Origin of the sequence: Streptomyces sp. NPDC093984 (assembly GCF_044764595.1) — a bacterium.
In the GTDB taxonomy this organism is placed as follows: domain Bacteria; phylum Actinomycetota; class Actinomycetes; order Streptomycetales; family Streptomycetaceae; genus Streptomyces; species Streptomyces cynarae.
Genome location: NZ_JBIWIM010000001.1, coordinates 1404061 through 1419143, shown reverse-complemented (window position 1 = coordinate 1419143; position 15083 = coordinate 1404061). Strand labels below are relative to the sequence as shown.

The 15083-nt window shown below is 72.0% G+C and carries 10 protein-coding genes; 5 read left to right on the top strand and 5 right to left on the bottom strand.

The features are described 5' to 3' along the window. Positions 1-59: 59 nt before the first annotated feature. Positions 60-2411 (bottom strand): malto-oligosyltrehalose synthase, encoded by a 2352-nt coding sequence (treY, locus tag ACIRC0_RS06345; RefSeq protein ID WP_403611964.1) that lies wholly within the window; start codon positions 2409-2411, stop codon positions 60-62. Positions 2412-2522: 111 nt separating this feature from the next. Further along, a complete protein-coding gene (glgX, locus tag ACIRC0_RS06340; protein ID WP_403611961.1) occupies positions 2523-4631 on the bottom strand; it encodes a glycogen debranching protein GlgX in 2109 nt (702 codons plus the stop codon). A 313-nt stretch (positions 4632-4944) separates the two neighbouring features. Between glgX and ACIRC0_RS06335 the strand changes: the two genes are divergently transcribed. The 4 genes from ACIRC0_RS06335 to ACIRC0_RS06320 all read left to right on the top strand — a co-directional run bounded on the left by ACIRC0_RS06335 (position 4945) and on the right by ACIRC0_RS06320 (position 9466). Further along, on the top strand, positions 4945-5751 hold the full coding sequence (locus tag ACIRC0_RS06335; RefSeq protein WP_403611959.1) for a Tat pathway signal sequence domain protein: 807 nt from the start codon (positions 4945-4947) through the stop codon (positions 5749-5751). Positions 5752-5948: 197 nt separating this feature from the next. Continuing rightward, positions 5949-7280: a copper amine oxidase gene (locus tag ACIRC0_RS06330; protein ID WP_403611957.1), complete on the top strand. Its 1332-nt coding sequence runs from the start codon at positions 5949-5951 to the stop codon at positions 7278-7280. 115 nt (positions 7281-7395) lie between these two features. Further along, a complete protein-coding gene (locus tag ACIRC0_RS06325; protein ID WP_403611954.1) occupies positions 7396-8634 on the top strand; it encodes an SAV2148 family HEPN domain-containing protein in 1239 nt (412 codons plus the stop codon). A 109-nt stretch (positions 8635-8743) separates the two neighbouring features. Beyond that, positions 8744-9466: a 3'-5' exonuclease gene (locus ACIRC0_RS06320; RefSeq protein ID WP_403611952.1), complete on the top strand. Its 723-nt coding sequence runs from the start codon at positions 8744-8746 to the stop codon at positions 9464-9466. 14 nt (positions 9467-9480) lie between these two features. On the opposite strand, the gene ACIRC0_RS06315 is transcribed toward ACIRC0_RS06320, so the two are convergent. Continuing rightward, positions 9481-10458, bottom strand: coding sequence for a DMT family transporter (locus ACIRC0_RS06315; protein WP_403611950.1), 978 nt, complete (start codon positions 10456-10458; stop codon positions 9481-9483). 94 nt (positions 10459-10552) lie between these two features. Between ACIRC0_RS06315 and ACIRC0_RS06310 the strand changes: the two genes are divergently transcribed. Further along, positions 10553-11482 carry a LysR family transcriptional regulator gene (locus ACIRC0_RS06310; protein WP_403611948.1) on the top strand — a complete coding sequence of 310 codons (930 nt, stop codon included), beginning with the start codon at positions 10553-10555 and terminating at the stop codon, positions 11480-11482. A 34-nt stretch (positions 11483-11516) separates the two neighbouring features. On the opposite strand, the gene ACIRC0_RS06305 is transcribed toward ACIRC0_RS06310, so the two are convergent. Further along, positions 11517-12380, bottom strand: a complete 864-nt coding sequence (locus tag ACIRC0_RS06305) for a phosphotransferase enzyme family protein (protein ID WP_403611946.1) — start codon at positions 12378-12380, stop codon at positions 11517-11519. Between the two features lie 226 nt (positions 12381-12606). After that, positions 12607-14868 carry an MMPL family transporter gene (locus ACIRC0_RS06300; protein ID WP_403611943.1) on the bottom strand — a complete coding sequence of 754 codons (2262 nt, stop codon included), beginning with the start codon at positions 14866-14868 and terminating at the stop codon, positions 12607-12609. Positions 14869-15083 lie beyond the last annotated feature (215 nt).

Sequence of the window (15083 nt, the reverse complement as noted above, 5' to 3'; positions counted from 1 at the left end):
GTGCAGCCCGCGCCCCGCGAGGGTGAGGAACGCTTCGGACGGCCCGCAGGGGCACGGAGTCACCGCCCGCCGACCCGCTCCAGCAGCGCCACCGGCAGCCGCGCGAACAGGTCCGCCACGCGCGTGTGCCCCTCGTACTCCCGCCCCGGTGCCAGCGCGTCGGCCCAGCGGCCGGGCGGCAGTGGGAGGGACGTGTCGTGCCAGCCGCCCGCCTCCGCCAGCCGCAGCGACAGCCGCGTGACCGCCGTGAGCACCTCACCCGAGCGCACGAAGGCCACACAGTGCGCGGCACCCGGGCCCTCGGCCGCCAGCGGCGCGTACGTCGCCGAGGCGCCGAAGACCTCCGGGCGCCGCCGGCGCAGGAGCAGCGCGGCTCTGGTGAGGTCCGCCTTGTCCGAGGCCGTCTGCTGCGGTGCGAACGGCTGCCGGTTGTCCGGGTCGACCAGGGCCCGGTACTCGCCCTCGGTGCCCTGGTAGACGTCGGGCACGCCCGGCATCGTCAGCTGGACCAGCGCGGCCCCGAGGACGTTCGCCCGGATGTGCGGTGCCAGCTCGTCCCTCAGGGCCGTCACGAGCCGTCCCGGCCCCCCGCACGGGCCTCCGGAGACGAACGCCGCCACCGCCTCCTCGTAGGCCGGGTCCTGTTCGGTCCACGAGGTGTGCAGCCCCGCCTCCCGCACATGCTTGAGCAGCGCCCCCTTCAGGCGCTCCTCGTCCGCCTGCCCGAGCCCGAACAGCGTCTGCCAGGCCGCCCAGGCCAACTGGGGGTCGGGCGCGTCACCGTCCGCGCGGGTCGCCTCGGCCAGTACGTCGTCCCAGCGCTGCGGGCACTGCGTGAGCACCGAGATCGCCGCGCGCACGTCCGCGCTGCGCTTGGTGTCGTGCGTCGACAGCACGGTCCCGGTGACGGGCCAGTCGCGCTGCACGCGCGCGCAGTACGCGTGGAAGTCCTCCGGGGCGACGGCCGGGGCGCCGGGCTCGCCGCCCACCTCGTTCGCCGACAGCAGCGGCACATAGCGGTAGAACGCCGTGTCCTCCACGGACTTGGCGCGCAGCGCCGACGCCGTCTGCGCGAACCGGGCCCGGAACTCCTCGAGGTCGGGACCCTCGCCGGCCCGCCCCAGCACCAGGTCGCGTACGACGGTCACCGCGTGCGCCTCCTCGGGCACCGTGAACGCGGCCCGGGCCTCGGCGGCGGCCGCCTCGGTGACCACCTCGGCGGCGTCCTGGGAGGCGTAGGGCCGGTACACCTCCATGCGGACGAGGAGTTCCCGCAGCGCTGTGCGCAGCGCCCAGGGCGCGTGGTCGCGCAGCGCCGGGTCCGGGGACGTGGCGCACAGCCGGCTCGTCACGCGGGTGAGGCGCTCCACCTCGGTCGCCAGTTCGTGCGTGACCACCTCGTAGGCGGCGCGCCGCACCGTCGAGGCCCACTGGCCGCCGCGGTCGCCGCGCGGGATCGCGAAGAGCCGGTAGTGGCCGAGCAGCTCCTCGGCGCCCTCGGGGTCCGTGAAGAGCCCGTCCACGTGCCGCAGCGCGTCGTACCCGGTGGTGCCCGCGACCGGCCAGGCGGTGGGCAGGTGCTCGCCGTCGGCGACGATCTTCTCGGCGACCGTCCAGCGCCCGCCGGTGGCCTCGTCGAGCCGGCGCAGATACACCTCCGGGTCCGCGAGACCGTCCGGATGGTCGATGCGCAGACCGTCGACGACGCCCTCGTCGAGCAGCCGCAGCAGCGTGCCGTGGGTGGCGGCGAAGACCTCCGGGTCCTCCACGCGCACCCCGATCAGCTCGGAGATGCTGAAGAACCGCCGGTAGTTCAGCTCGGTACGGGCCAGCCGCCACCACACCGGGCGGTACCACTGGGCGTCGATCAGCTGGGGCAGCGGCAGTTTCCCGGTGCCCTCGCGCAACGGGAAGACGTGCTCGTGGTAGCGCAGCAAGTCCCCGTCGACCTTGAGGTCCCCGATCACCTCGCCGAGCCGGCCCCCCAGGACCGGCACCAGCAGCTGTCCGCCCTGCGCGTCCCAGTCGATGTCGAACCAGCGGGCGTACGGCGACGCCGGGCCCTCGCGCAGCACCTCCCACAGGGCCCGGTTGTGGCGGGGGAAGGCGGCCATGTGGTTGGGCACGATGTCCACGACCAGGCCCAGCCCGTGCTCGCGCGCCGTGCGCGCCAGGGAGCGCAGCCCCGCCTCGCCGCCGAGTTCGTCCCGCACGCGCGCGTGGTCGACGACGTCGTAGCCGTGCGCCGAGCCCGGGACGGCCTGAAGGATCGGCGACAGATGCAGGTGCGAGACGCCGAGGGCGGCCAGGTACGGCACGGCCGCCTGCGCCGCACCGAACGGGAACCGCGGCTGCAACTGCAGCCGGTACGTGGCCGTGGGCACCGTCGGGCCGGGACGCTCAGGTGTCATGGAAAGCTACGTACCCGCCCCGCCGCCTTTCGTGTCATCGACGCGCCGCCGACCCGGCCGCCCACGGAAAACGTCCGCCACGCGCGCGTGCCCCCGCGGCCGGACCACCGGCTAGTCCGGCCGCTGCAGCACCACCAGGCTCCGGTCCACCAGGGTCAGCCGGCCCCCGGCCTCGATCTTCGTACCGGTGCCCGGCGGCAGCCCCTCCGGGACGGCCGTGTCGACGACCACCTGCCACTGGCGCCCGTGGTCGACCGGCACCACGAACTCGAGCGTCTGCGGCGAGGGATTGAACATGAGCAGGAACGAGTCGTCCGTGATCCGCTCCCCGCGCTGCCCCGGCTCCGAGATCGCGTTGCCGTTGAGGAACACCGTCAGCGCGCTCGCCTGCCCCGACGTCCAGTCCCGTTGGGTCATCTCCTCACCCTCCGGGGTGAACCACGCGATGTCGGACAGCTCGTCGTGCGTGCCCTGCACCGGGCGGCCGTGGAAGAAACGGCGCCGGCGGAAGACGGGGTGGTCACGGCGCAGCCACACCATCGCGCGCGTGAACTCCAGCAGATCGCTGCCGTCCTGCGGCCACTGGACCCAGGACAGCTCGCTGTCCTGGCAGTACGCGTTGTTGTTGCCGTTCTGCGTGCGCGCGAACTCGTCGCCGTGGCTGAGCATCGGCACGCCCTGGGAGAGCATCAGCGTGGCGATGAAGTTCCGCATCTGCCGGCCCCGCAGCTCGAGCACCGCAGGATCGTCGGTCTCGCCCTCGGCCCCGCAGTTCCAGGACCGGTTGAAGCTCTCGCCGTCGCGGTTGTCCTCGCCGTTGGCCTCGTTGTGCTTCTCGTTGTACGAGACCAGGTCGTGCAGCGTGAAGCCGTCGTGGCAGGTCACGAAGTTGATGGAGGCCAGCGGGCGGCGGCCGTCGTCCTGGTAGAGGTCCGAGGAGCCGGTCAGCCGGGAGGCGAACTCCGCGAGGGTACGCGGCTCGCCGCGCCACAGGTCGCGCACGGTGTCGCGGTACTTGCCGTTCCACTCGGTCCACATGGGCGGGAAGTTGCCCACCTGGTAGCCGCCCTCGCCGACGTCCCACGGCTCGGCGATCAGCTTCACCTGGGAGACCACCGGGTCCTGCTGCACCAGGTCGAAGAACGACGACAGCCGGTCCACCTCGTGGAACTGCCGTGCCAGGGTGGCCGCCAGGTCGAAACGGAAGCCGTCCACGTGCATCTCGGTGACCCAGTAGCGCAGCGAGTCCATGATCAGCTGCAGGACGTGCGGCGAGCGCATCAGCAGGGAGTTGCCGGTCCCGGTGGTGTCCATGTAGTACCGGGGGTCGTCCGCCAGCCGGTAGTACGAGGGGTTGTCGATGCCCCGGAAGGACAGCGTCGGGCCCAGGTGGTTGCCCTCGGCCGTGTGGTTGTAGACGACGTCCAGGATGACCTCGATACCGGCCTCGTGCAGCGCCTTCACCGCCGACTTGAACTCCAGGACCTGCTGGCCGCGGTCGCCCCAGGAGGCGTACGCGTTGTGCGGGGCGAAGAAACCGATCGTGTTGTAGCCCCAGTAGTTGCTCAGGCCCATGTCCGCCAGACGGTGGTCGTTGACGAACTGGTGTACGGGCATCAGTTCCAGTGCGGTGACGCCCAACTCGGTCAGGTGTTCGATGATGGCCGGGTGGGCGAGCGCGGCGTAGGTGCCGCGCAGTTCGTCGGGGAGCGCCGGGTGGCGCATGGTCAGGCCCTTCACATGGGCCTCGTAGATCACCGTACGGTGGTACTCGGTGCGCGGCCTGCGGTCGTCGCCCCAGTCGAAGTAGGGGTTGATCACCACGGACGCCATGGTGTACGGCGCCGAGTCCAGGTCGTTGCGCTTGTCGGGGGACCCGAACGGGTAGCCGTACACCTCCTCGCCCCACCTCACCGTGCCACTGATCGCGCGCGCGTACGGGTCGAGCAGCAGTTTCGCCGAGTTGCAGCGCAGCCCGCGCTCAGGGGCGTACGGACCGTGCACCCGGAACCCGTACCGCTGCCCGGGCATCACCCCCGGCAGATACGCGTGCCGGACGAACGCGTCCGTCTCCCGCAGCTCGATCGCCGTCTCCGAGCCGTCGTCGTGCAACAGACACAGCTCGATCCGGTCGGCGGCCTCCGAAAAGACCGCGAAGTTGGTCCCGGCGCCGTCATAGGTGGCACCGAGCGGATACGCCTCTCCAGGCCAGACCTGCATGAATTCGACTCTCCCAGCTTTGCCGGCCCTCTGGGGGCGCCTTGCGGCCGAGTTCCCGAAAGTGACTGCTCCCCCTCCTGAGCGAGCGGGAATCCTGACTCATCCTGCTCGCTCCCTCATCGAGTGACGAGTATGGCGCGAATCGTCCGCGGCGCCCCCCGATCTCTCCGACGATGGAACCTTCTCCCACCTGCATCCCTCTTAACGGCCGACCAGCGCACACCCGGCGCGCGTGCTGACCACCGCGCGCCGTGGTGTGCCGAACCAGTGGGGCTCGAGCCACTCCCGCAACGCAGGGGGAGTAGGGGGAAATGTGCGTAGGACAGTGCGCCGCCACCTGGGCAAGGTGGTGGCGGGTGCGGCCATCGCGGTGACAGGGACCGCCGTCATGGTCGGGATCACACTGCCGGGCTCGGCGGGGGCCGAGGAGTCCGGTGGCAAGGGCGGCGGGCTCGCTGCCCGACAGGCCGCCCGGCAGCAGGACCAGTCCGTGGGGCCCGGTGTCGTCGAGCGGGCCCCCGCCGAGGGGGCGACCGGCAAGGGCGACGACCCGCTGACCGACGACGAGGTGCGGCGCGCCGAGCGCGTCGCGCTGAGCGGCCCGCAGCTGGCCGCCGGGCAGAACGTGGAGGGCGGGAAGGGCCCACAACGCCTCGGCGTCGACCTCGCCGAACCGGACGCGGACGAACTGGACGATCCGGACGCGCCCCGACGCGCGGAGGTCACTCTCTACGACTACAAGAGCGACGCCCTTGTCACCAAGACCGTCGACCTCCGCTCCGGGAAGGTGGAGGGGACGGGCACCCAGCACGGTGTGCAGCCGCCCCTCACCCGGGAGGAGAACGCCGAGGCGGCCCGGCTGCTCATCGCCGACCCGCTGGGCGCGGGTCTGAAGGCCGACTACAAGGACGCCACCGGCAAGGACCTCACCTCGCCAGGTCAGCTGATGCTCACCGGCATCGTCTACCGGGCGGTCCCGGGGGCCCAGCCCGCGGTGCTCGACCAGTGCGGCACGCACCGCTGTGTGCGGCTCCTCCCGAAGATCCCGAACGGCTCCTGGATCGACAGCCGTTCCTTCGTGATCGACCTGAGCGCCCGAAAGGTCGGCAGGCTCGGCTGAACCACGTGGCCACCGCCTTCGGGAGGAACGTTTTTCCGGACCTGGACCTGCCCCTGGACCTGCACCGGGACCTGCACCGGGACCCGGCCCCCCGGATCTCCCGATCGCGGGCGCGGTGCCTCGCGTTCCCTTCGCCCTGCGCCGTTCGTCCTTCTCGCTTCGCCCTTCTCGCTTCGTGCAACAGGAGTCTCTTCGTCATGCGCGTGAACAGAAACAGCCGTGCCCGTCGGCAGTCGCTCCACCGGCGGGCCGTGGCCGGCCTGCTGACCGCCGGGCTCGCCCTCGGCGGCACGGCGGCCACCCCGGCCTTCGCCCGGCCGAAGACCGCCGCCGCTCCGGCCGCCGAGTGCGCCGCCGCCTACCGGATCGAGCAGAAGCTCTCCACCGGCACCACCTGGCGGATGTGCTGGCGCTACGACAAATACGCCGGTCTGGTGCTGGAGCACGTCTCCTACCAGCCCCCGGGCGAGAGCCGCCCGATCAAGGTCCTGAACAGCGCCCGGCTCGCCCAGATCGACGTCCCCTACGACGACGGCTCGGTCGAGTACAGCGACCTGACCGGCGCCGGGTTCGCGCAGGGCCTGATGAACATGGCGCCCGCCGAGTGTCCCGGCGGCACCATCAAGACGGTGAAGGTGCCGAACGCCTGGGACCCGAGCCACCCGAACGTCAACGGCCTGTGCACCACGACCCGTTCACGCGGACACGCCTACCGCATGCAGAGCGACGACGGGAACAAGGTCTACCAGGCCCAGGGCAAGGACCTGCTGATATACACCGTCAACAAGGTCGGCTGGTACGAGTACATCACCGAGTGGCGCTTCCAGGACGACGGCACGGTCAACATGAACGTCGGCGCCACCGGCAGCCTCTCGCCGTACGACTACGACGCGGGCGACGGCCGCGGCTGGCCGATCGGCAACGGCGCCCACTCCTACGCCACCAGCCACAGCCACAACGTCTTCTGGCGGCTCGACTTCGGCCTCGACGGCTCCTCCAGGAACAGGGTCGAGCAGTACGACTCCGTGGTCAGCCCGCCCGCCCGGGGCGCCCAGGCGCCCAGCAACAGGACGACACGCACCACCGTCACCAAGGAACTCGCGGGCGACGCCAAGAACATGCGCTGGTGGCGGGTCGTCAGCGACGCGGGCAAGAACAAGGACGGCCACGCGCGCTCGTACGAGATCGTCCCGGGGGCGTCCACCAAATACCTCGGCCACGACTTCACCAAGCACGACATCTACTTCACCGAGTACAAGCCGTGCGAGCAGTTCGCCAGTGACAACGTGGGCAACTGCGGTACGGGGGCGGCCAAGACGGTCGACAAGTGGGTCAACGGCCAGACTCTCACTCACCCGGTGGTGTGGGTGAACGTCGGCTTCCATCATGTCGCTCGCGACGAGGACCAGCAGCCCATGCCGGTCCACTGGCAGGGCTTCTCCATCGCTCCGCGCGACGTCACGGCTATGAATCCGCTCACTCCGCCCGCCCTCGCCGACCAGAACGGACAGCCACGAACCGGTAGTTGAGAAACGACCCTGTCCATCCGGCTGCACCGCGCCGCACTCCCGGAGTAGTCTTCCTTGATCGTTGGCCGGGGTCTTGCCCCTGGGGAGGCTCGGGGGAGCGGAAGGCGGTGCGCGGGTGGGCTCGGGAGGGCTGGAGCTGCCCCCTGGTGACGAGGGTCACGAGGGGAACTCCACGGATGTCCCGCCCGGGGCGGTGTCCCTGGCACGGCCGATGGAGATGGGATCCATCGGGCCGGAACTGGACTGGGACGCCGACGCGTGGCGCGAGGTGCGGACCCGCGCCCAGCGGGCCGGGCGGGCCTACATCTGGCTGAATCTGGTGGAGCAGCGGCTGCGCGCGGTCGTGGCCGCCGTTCTCCGCCCCATCTACGAACCGGTCCACGGCGACGACTGGGTGGTCGCCGCCGCCGGACCGGCCGGCCAGGAGTGGGTGCAGCGGGCGGTCGCGGTACGCGAGGTCAGCCGCCGCAAGGGGTATCTGCTCGACCCCGCCGACGACAACGTGCTCAGCTTCCTGACGCTGCCGCAGCTGCGCGAGCTGATGGTGCAGCACTGGCCGTGCTTCGAGCCGTACATAGACGAGCGCCGCGACGTGGAGCTCGCCCTGGACGAGCTGGAAGTGACCCGGAACGTGGTCTCCCGCAACCGGGCCCTGTCCCAGGCGGTCCTCGCGCAGGCCGAGCGCGCCTCCGCCAGGCTCCTGGAGATCCTCGGCGCGGGCGGCGACGTGCCCTCCGCCCGCCGGCTGCCCGTCGACGCGGTCGAGGACCTGGTGGGCGACCGGTACGCGGACGTGGTCGCCGTCCACCCGGACCGGGTACGGCTGCTGCGGCAGTTCCCCGCCGAGGACATCTTCGGCGGTGCCCGCCGCCTGGACGCCATCGGCATCGGCCTCAACCTGCTGGTGCAGAACTTCTCCGGGCGGCGGCTGGTGCGGCTCGCCGAGTCCGGCTGCCGGGTGCGGCTGCTGTTCCTCAACCCGGCCTCCAGCGCGGTCAAACGGCGCGAGCGGGAGCTCGGCATCAGGAAGGGCGAGCTGAGCCGCGCGGTCGAGATGAACATCCTGCACATGCGCCGGGTGCGCTCGAAGCTGCGCGACCCGGGCGCCTTCGAGATCCAGGTCTTCGACGAGACGCCCCGTTTCACCGCCTACCTGGTGAACGGGGACGGCTCCGACGGCATCGCGGTGGTGCAGTCCTATCTGCGGCGCACCCGCGGTATGGAGGCGCCGGTGCTGGTGCTGCGCGGCGGCAGCCGGGTCGTCAAGTCGGACGACGTCGAGGAGAACGGGCTCTTCCCCACCTACCGCGAGGAGTTCGAACTGGCTTGGGCGGATTCGCGTCCGGTGTCCTGAACTGTCCGATGGTGCCGACCGGAAGCGGAATCCGGTCCTCGGATTGTCAGTGGCGCATGCGAGGGTGGAGGCCACTGGGGGAAAGCACCACCACGAAGGGGGGGCCGCCATGGCCTGGCACCGGGAGCTGCTGATCGGCTTCGACCTGGAGACGACCGGGACGGATCCGTATGAGGCGCGCATCGTCACGGGAGCGGTGATCGAGGTCAAGGACGGGGAGCCGCTCGGCCGCCGCGACTGGCTCGCGGATCCGGGCGTGGAGATCCCGGCCGACGCGGTCGCGGTGCACGGGATCAGCAACGAGCGGGCGATGGCCGAGGGCCGCCCGGCCGACCGGGTCGCGGACGCGATCGCGGAGGTCCTGGTGGCGTACTGGAGGACGGGAGTCCCGGTCGTCGCCTACAACGCGGCCTTCGACCTCACCCTGCTCTCCGCCGAGCTGCGACGACACGGACTGCCGTCCCTGCGCGACCGTCTGGGGGGCCTCGCCCCGGCCCCGGTCATCGACCCGTACACGATCGACCGCTGGGCCGACCGCTACCGCCGCGGCAAGCGCAACCTGGAAGCGGTCTGCGCGGAGTACGGGGTGGCGCTGGAGTCCGCGCACAACGCGGGCGCGGACGCGCTGGCCGCCGCCCGGCTGGCCGCGGCGATAGCCGGCCGCCACCCGAAGGTCGCGGCCCTCGGCCCGGCGGAGCTGCACCGCCGCCAGATCGAGTGGTACGCGGACTGGGCGGCGGACTTCCAGGATTTCCTGCGCGCCAAGGGCGACGCGGAGGCGGTGGTGGACGGTACGTGGCCGCTGCGGGAGGCGGTGGACGGGAGGGTCTGAGACGGGCGGGGCGTTCAGGAACCGGTGGGTGCCGCGGTCCCGCGCGTGGTGTCCTTCTCGGTTCCGGCGCGATGCGCGGAGACGGGACCGTGCGCCGGGTCCGGTGCGGCCGTACGGTGGGCGCGCTCGACGGACTGGCCCCAGTAGGTTCCGGCGACCATCAGGGCCGCGCCGAGGCCGGTGAGCGGGGTGAGGTGGTCGCCGCCGAGGACGACGCCCACGGCCACGGCCCACACGGGCTCCGTGCCGAGCAGCAGCCCGGCGCGGCTGGCGGAGGTGCGCTGGACGGCCCAGGTCTGCGCGAGGAAGGCGAACACGCTGCAGAACAGGGCGAGATACAGCAGTTGAACCCAGGTCGCGGCGCCGGCGCGGGCGAAGCCGGGCAGGGCGGTGGCGGTCGCGGGGAGGAACAACGCCGTGCCGATCAGGGTCTGCAGCGCCGTCAGGTGCAGGGGACGCACCGCGCGGCCCGCGGTGAGCCGGCCGACCAGGGCCACGTGCACGGCCCGGACCACGGCGGCGGCGAGCATCAGCAGGTCGCCGAGTCCGGGCGCGTGGAAGCCGTTGCCGGACATCAGGAGCCCCACGGCCAGGACGCACACACCCGCGGCGGCGTGGAAGGAGGGCGGCAGCCCGCCGGGGTGACCGGAGCGGTCGAGCAGCGGGGTGAGCACGATGGTCAGGCTGATGATCAGCCCCGCGTTGGCGGCGCTGGTGTGGGCGACTCCGTACGTCTCCACGACCAGCACCGCGGCCTGGGTCAGCCCCAGCGGCACGCCGGCCCGTACCTCCTCCCGTGTCCACCGGCGCCGTCCACGGCGGGCGGTGACCAGGACCAGGACCAGGCAGGCCAGTGCGGAGAGCGCGTACCGGGCGAACAGGACCGCCTGGACGGGCAGCGCGGACACCGCCGTCTGGGCGGAGAGATAACTGGAACCCCAGACGAGCGCGACGAGGAGGAGTACCGCATCGGTACGGCGGGCGTCGAACACCCGCCCACGGTGCACCGCGCACGACCCTGAAGCCCAGCACCAGTTCCTAAAACGATCTTTTAGTGTGCCTGCACAGTGCCCCTACACTGCGGGAATGGACGAACGTCAGTTGCGGATCCTGCGGGAGCTGGGCGAACTCGGCAGTGTCACCGCGGTCGCCGAGGCGCTGCTGGTGACGCCGTCGGCCATCTCCCAGCAACTGCGGCTGCTGCAGCGTTCGATCCCGGTGCCGCTGACCGAGCGGCACGGGCGGCGGCTGGTGCTCACCGACGCCGGGCAGGCCCTCGCGGGCGCGGCGGTGGAGGTGGAGACGGCGCTGGCGCGGGCCCGGGGCGCCGTCGAGGAGTTCGTCGGCACAGCGGACGGCGAGGTGTCGGTGGCGGCGTTCCACAGCGCCGGTTCGGCGTTCTTCCCGCCACTGCTGCGGGCCTTCAGCGGGCCAGGTTCACCCCGGCTGGCGCTCGCCGACGAGGACGTGCCGCAGGAGGACTTCCCCCGGCTGACGAGGGAGTACGACCTCGTGCTCGCCCACCGCCTCGATCACGCCCCGTCGTGGCCGGGCACGGTGACCGTGACCACCCTGCTGCGCGAACCGCTCGACGTGGCGCTGCCCGCCGGTCATCCACTGGCCGGCAAGCGGCGGCTCACCCCGCGGGACGTGGCCGACGAGCCGTGGATCACCGTGCACGACGGGTTCCCCGTCCTGGCCACCATCGAGGCCATCGCCGCCGCGGCCGGGCGCCGGCTGCGGCTGGTCCACCGCATCAACGAGTTCGCGGTGGTCGCGGAGGCCGTGGCCGCCGGGGGCGGTATCGCCCTGATGCCGCGCTGGACGATGCGCCCGCACCCGGCGCTGGTCCTCCGGCCGATCGACGGCGTCCAGGCCAGGCGGCACATCGACGCCCTGTGCCGCCCCGAACGCACGGCCCGCACCGCGGTCCGCACGGTGCTGGCCGAACTGCGCCGCGCCGCAGTGACGATCAAGGACCGGGACGCGGGGGAGCCGGCGCCCGCGACGGCGTGACGGCGGCGCGCAGCGGGTCGGTGAACGAAGGCTCTCAGAACGGATACCAGCGCACCGTCTCGTCCCCGTCCCGCAACGACGCCACCCGGCGCTCGAACTCGGCGAGGGCCTTGGGGTTGCTGGGCGCGTGCTGGGCGACCCAGGCGCAGCTGGCCGTCTCCCGGGCACCGCGCAGCACCGAGCAGCCCTCCCATGCGCGTACGTCCCAGCCGTAGGCGGCGGTGAAGGAGTCGTACGCCTCGGCCGAAAGACCGTAGCGGTCACGGGAGAGCGCCATGACCACCAGGTCGTGCTCGCGCAGATCGGCGGAGAAGGTCTCCAGGTCGACCAGGACCGGGCCGTCCGGGCCGATGTGCACATTGCGCGGCAGCGCGTCGCCGTGGATCGGCCCGGGCGCCAGATGCGGGGTGAGCGCGGCCGCCGCGGTGGCGAACCCGTCGCGGCGCTCGCGCAGATAGGCCGCGTCCGCCGGGTCGATCGCGTCGCCCGCGAGCCGCAGCCAGCGTTCCACCCCGCCCAGCAGATCGCGGGGCGGCAGGGTGAACGCGGGGGAGGGGAGGGCGTGCACGATCCGCAGCAGTTCGGCCAGGTCGCGCGGTTCGGCGGGGCGTACGGGTTCGGGCAGCCGGTGCCATACGGTCACGGGATGCCCGTCGACGAGCAGCGGTTCGGGCTCGGCGGCCCGCACCGCCGGGACATCCGCCCCGGCCAGCCAGACGGCGATGTCCAGCTCCCGCCGCGCCCGGTCCAGCAGCTCGGCGTCGCGGCCCACCTTGACCACCAGATCCCCGACGGCGAACACCGCGTTCTCACCCAGGGCGAGGAGCCGCGCGTCCCGCGCCGCACCCGGCAGTACGTCCGCCGCGTCCAGCACATCCCGCGCCCGCGTCTCGTCCATCGCCCGCCTCCGTGTCCTGCACCGGCTCCTTGAGGTCTGCCAGTGTCGCATTCACGCAGGTCGGGACGGCCACCGGCCGGGGCCCGGACGAACCCCGCGGACAGTCGCCCAGGCTGCGCCGGGCGCCGGCGATGTGAGATCCCCGCACAGGGAGGGCCGCCGACTGCCCGCAAGGGGAGGGCCCGTCGGCTCCCCGGTCGCCGACGGGCCCTCGCTCAGGTGAGGGTCAGACCCCCAGCGGCTCGTTCTCGTCCCGCACCGCCGGTGCCACCGTCTGTGGCGTCTCGTCGTGCGTGAGGTCCGGCAGCCGGTGCAGCCACTTCGGCAGGTACCAGTTGCGCTCGCCCAGCAGCGCCATCACCGCCGGCAGCAGCACGCCCCGGATGACGGTCGCGTCGATGAGGACCGCGGCGGCCAGGCCCACGCCCATCTGCTTCATGGACTGCATGGACAGCGTGCCGAAGATCGCGAAGACGGCGACCATGATGACCGCGGCGCTGGTGACGACCCCGGCCGTGGTCACCACACCGTGCGTGATCGCGTCCTTCGTGGTCCGGCCCCGAAGACGGGCCTCGCGGATCCGGGAGACCACGAACACGTGGTAGTCCATCGACAGACCGAACAGGATGACGAAGAGGAACAGCGGCAGCCAGGTGATGATGGCGCCCACACCGTGCGCGCCCACCAGCGACGCGCCCCAGCCGTGCTGGAAGACGGCGACCAGGATGCCGTAGGCCGCGCCGACCGAGAGCAGGTTCAGGACGATCGAGGTGATCGCGATCGTCAGCGAGCGGAACGACAGGAGCATCAGCAGGAAGGCGAAGGCCACCACGAACGCGAAGACCGGGACCACCGAGCCGACGAGCTGGTCGTTGAAGTCGTGGGAGCCCGCGACCTGCCCGGTGATCGGCGCCTGCACGCCCTCCACCTTGCCGAGCGTGTCGGGCCGCACCTTGTCGCGCAGCAGCTCCAGGCTCTTGCCCGCCTTGTCCAGGTCGGAACCGCCGACGAGCGGGACGGAGATCACGGCCACGTTCTGCGCGTCGTGCAGTCTGACGTCGACCGGGCCGCGCGAGGCGCCCGATGCGATCGCCTCCGTGCGGAAGCCGGCGATCGCGGACTTCACCGCGGGCGCGTTGATGTCCTTCGCCTTGACGACGACCTGGGCCGGCTCGGAGCCGCCGGGGAAGGCCTCGTTGACCCGGTTGTAGGTGGCCACGATGGGCAGCTTGTTCCCGAACTCCTGGTCAAGGGTCAGGTTCTGGGTCTTCATGCCGAGCGCGGGCGCTGCGATCGCCAGCAGCGCACCGGCCGCGACCACCAGGGAGACGGCGGGCCGGGCGAGGACCACCTTCAGGACGGCACTCCACAGCCGGCTGCCCTCGTCGGCGCCGCGGCCGGTCCGTGCGCGCCGCTTGTCCGGGTGCAGGAACGGGATACGGCCCTTCTCGACCCGCTTGCCCAGCAGCGACAGCAGCGCGGGCAGCACGGTCACCGAGCCGACCATGGCGACCGCCACCACCATCAGCGAGGCCAGGCCCATCGCCTCGAACGTGGCGAGTCCGGTGAACAGCATGCCCGCCATCGCCACGCACACCGTGACACCGGAGACTATGACGGCGCGCCCGCTGGTCGCGGCGGCGATGCGCAGCGCGGTGCCCGGGTCGCGTCCGGCCGCGCGCTCCTCCCGCTCGCGGCGCAGGTAGAACAGGCAGTAGTCGACGCCGACGGCCATGCCGACCAGCAGCATCACGGAGTTGGCGGTGTCGTTCATCGCCTGCAGATGGCTGACGACGCCCATCAGGCCCATCGTCGCCATGATGGCGGTGATGGCGAGCGCCACCGGCAGCAGTGCAGCGACCAGCGCGCCGAACGCGATCAGCAGGATGCCGAGGGCCACCGGCACCGCGGAGTACTCGGCCTGCTGGAAGTCGTCGCCGAACGCGTCGGAGAACGTCTTGCGCATACTGGCGCTGCCGATCTCCTCGATCCGCAGCTGCGGGTGGTCCTTCTGGACCCCGGCGACGGCCTCGAGCACGGGCTCGACACGGTCACCGGCGGTGTCCGCGTCGCCGCGCATGTCGAACTGCACCAGGGCGCTGCGGCCGTCCTTGGAGATGGTCTTCGTGTCGTACGGGGAGGTCACGTCCGTCACCCGGCCGGTGCCGTCGACGGCCCGCACGACCGCGGTGACGGCGGCGCGGAACCGCGGGTCCGTGGCCGGGATGGTGCCGTCCTTCGCCTGGATCAGCACGCTCTCGCCGGCCGGCTGCTTGATCCCCGCGTCCTCGATGATCTTCGCGGCGGTGTGTGTCTCGCCCTTGAGCTCGTCGCTGTCCTTGATGTCGACGCGCCCGGCGGCCGAACCGACGGCCATGGCCAGTACGACGAACAGCACCCAGATGCCGACGGCAGCCCATCGGTGCCGAGCGCTCCAGCCGCCGGCCCGGGCGGCGATGCCCCGTACCCGTGTATCTCCGTTCCCCATGACGGGCTGCCCCCTCCGTGCGGGTGACGGCTCCCTGCCGCCACCGTTCGCTTCGAAGGTAGGGGCGGCGTAAGCGGGACTCGTCGTGCTGCCCGGTGAACCTTGAGTGCCCCGGCTCATCCCCTCGGACCGGCCCGCCTCACCATCGGGGAGGACAGTGGCCCCTTACAACTGTCCGGGGTGCTCGGGGGCCGGGATCAGGGTCCGGGCGCCCG

Excerpts from the sequence above, each read along its gene's own strand:
- treY (WP_403611964.1), bottom strand. The coding sequence starts at position 2,411 with ATGACACCTGAGCGTCCCGGCCCGACGGTGCCCACGGCCACGTACCGG.
- glgX (WP_403611961.1), bottom strand. The coding sequence starts at position 4,631 with ATGCAGGTCTGGCCTGGAGAGGCGTATCCGCTCGGTGCCACCTATGAC.
- ACIRC0_RS06330 (WP_403611957.1), top strand. The coding sequence starts at position 5,949 with ATGCGCGTGAACAGAAACAGCCGTGCCCGTCGGCAGTCGCTCCACCGG.
- ACIRC0_RS06320 (WP_403611952.1), top strand. The coding sequence starts at position 8,744 with ATGGCCTGGCACCGGGAGCTGCTGATCGGCTTCGACCTGGAGACGACC.
- ACIRC0_RS06310 (WP_403611948.1), top strand. The coding sequence starts at position 10,553 with ATGGACGAACGTCAGTTGCGGATCCTGCGGGAGCTGGGCGAACTCGGC.
- ACIRC0_RS06305 (WP_403611946.1), bottom strand. The coding sequence starts at position 12,380 with ATGGACGAGACGCGGGCGCGGGATGTGCTGGACGCGGCGGACGTACTG.
- ACIRC0_RS06300 (WP_403611943.1), bottom strand. The coding sequence starts at position 14,868 with ATGGGGAACGGAGATACACGGGTACGGGGCATCGCCGCCCGGGCCGGC.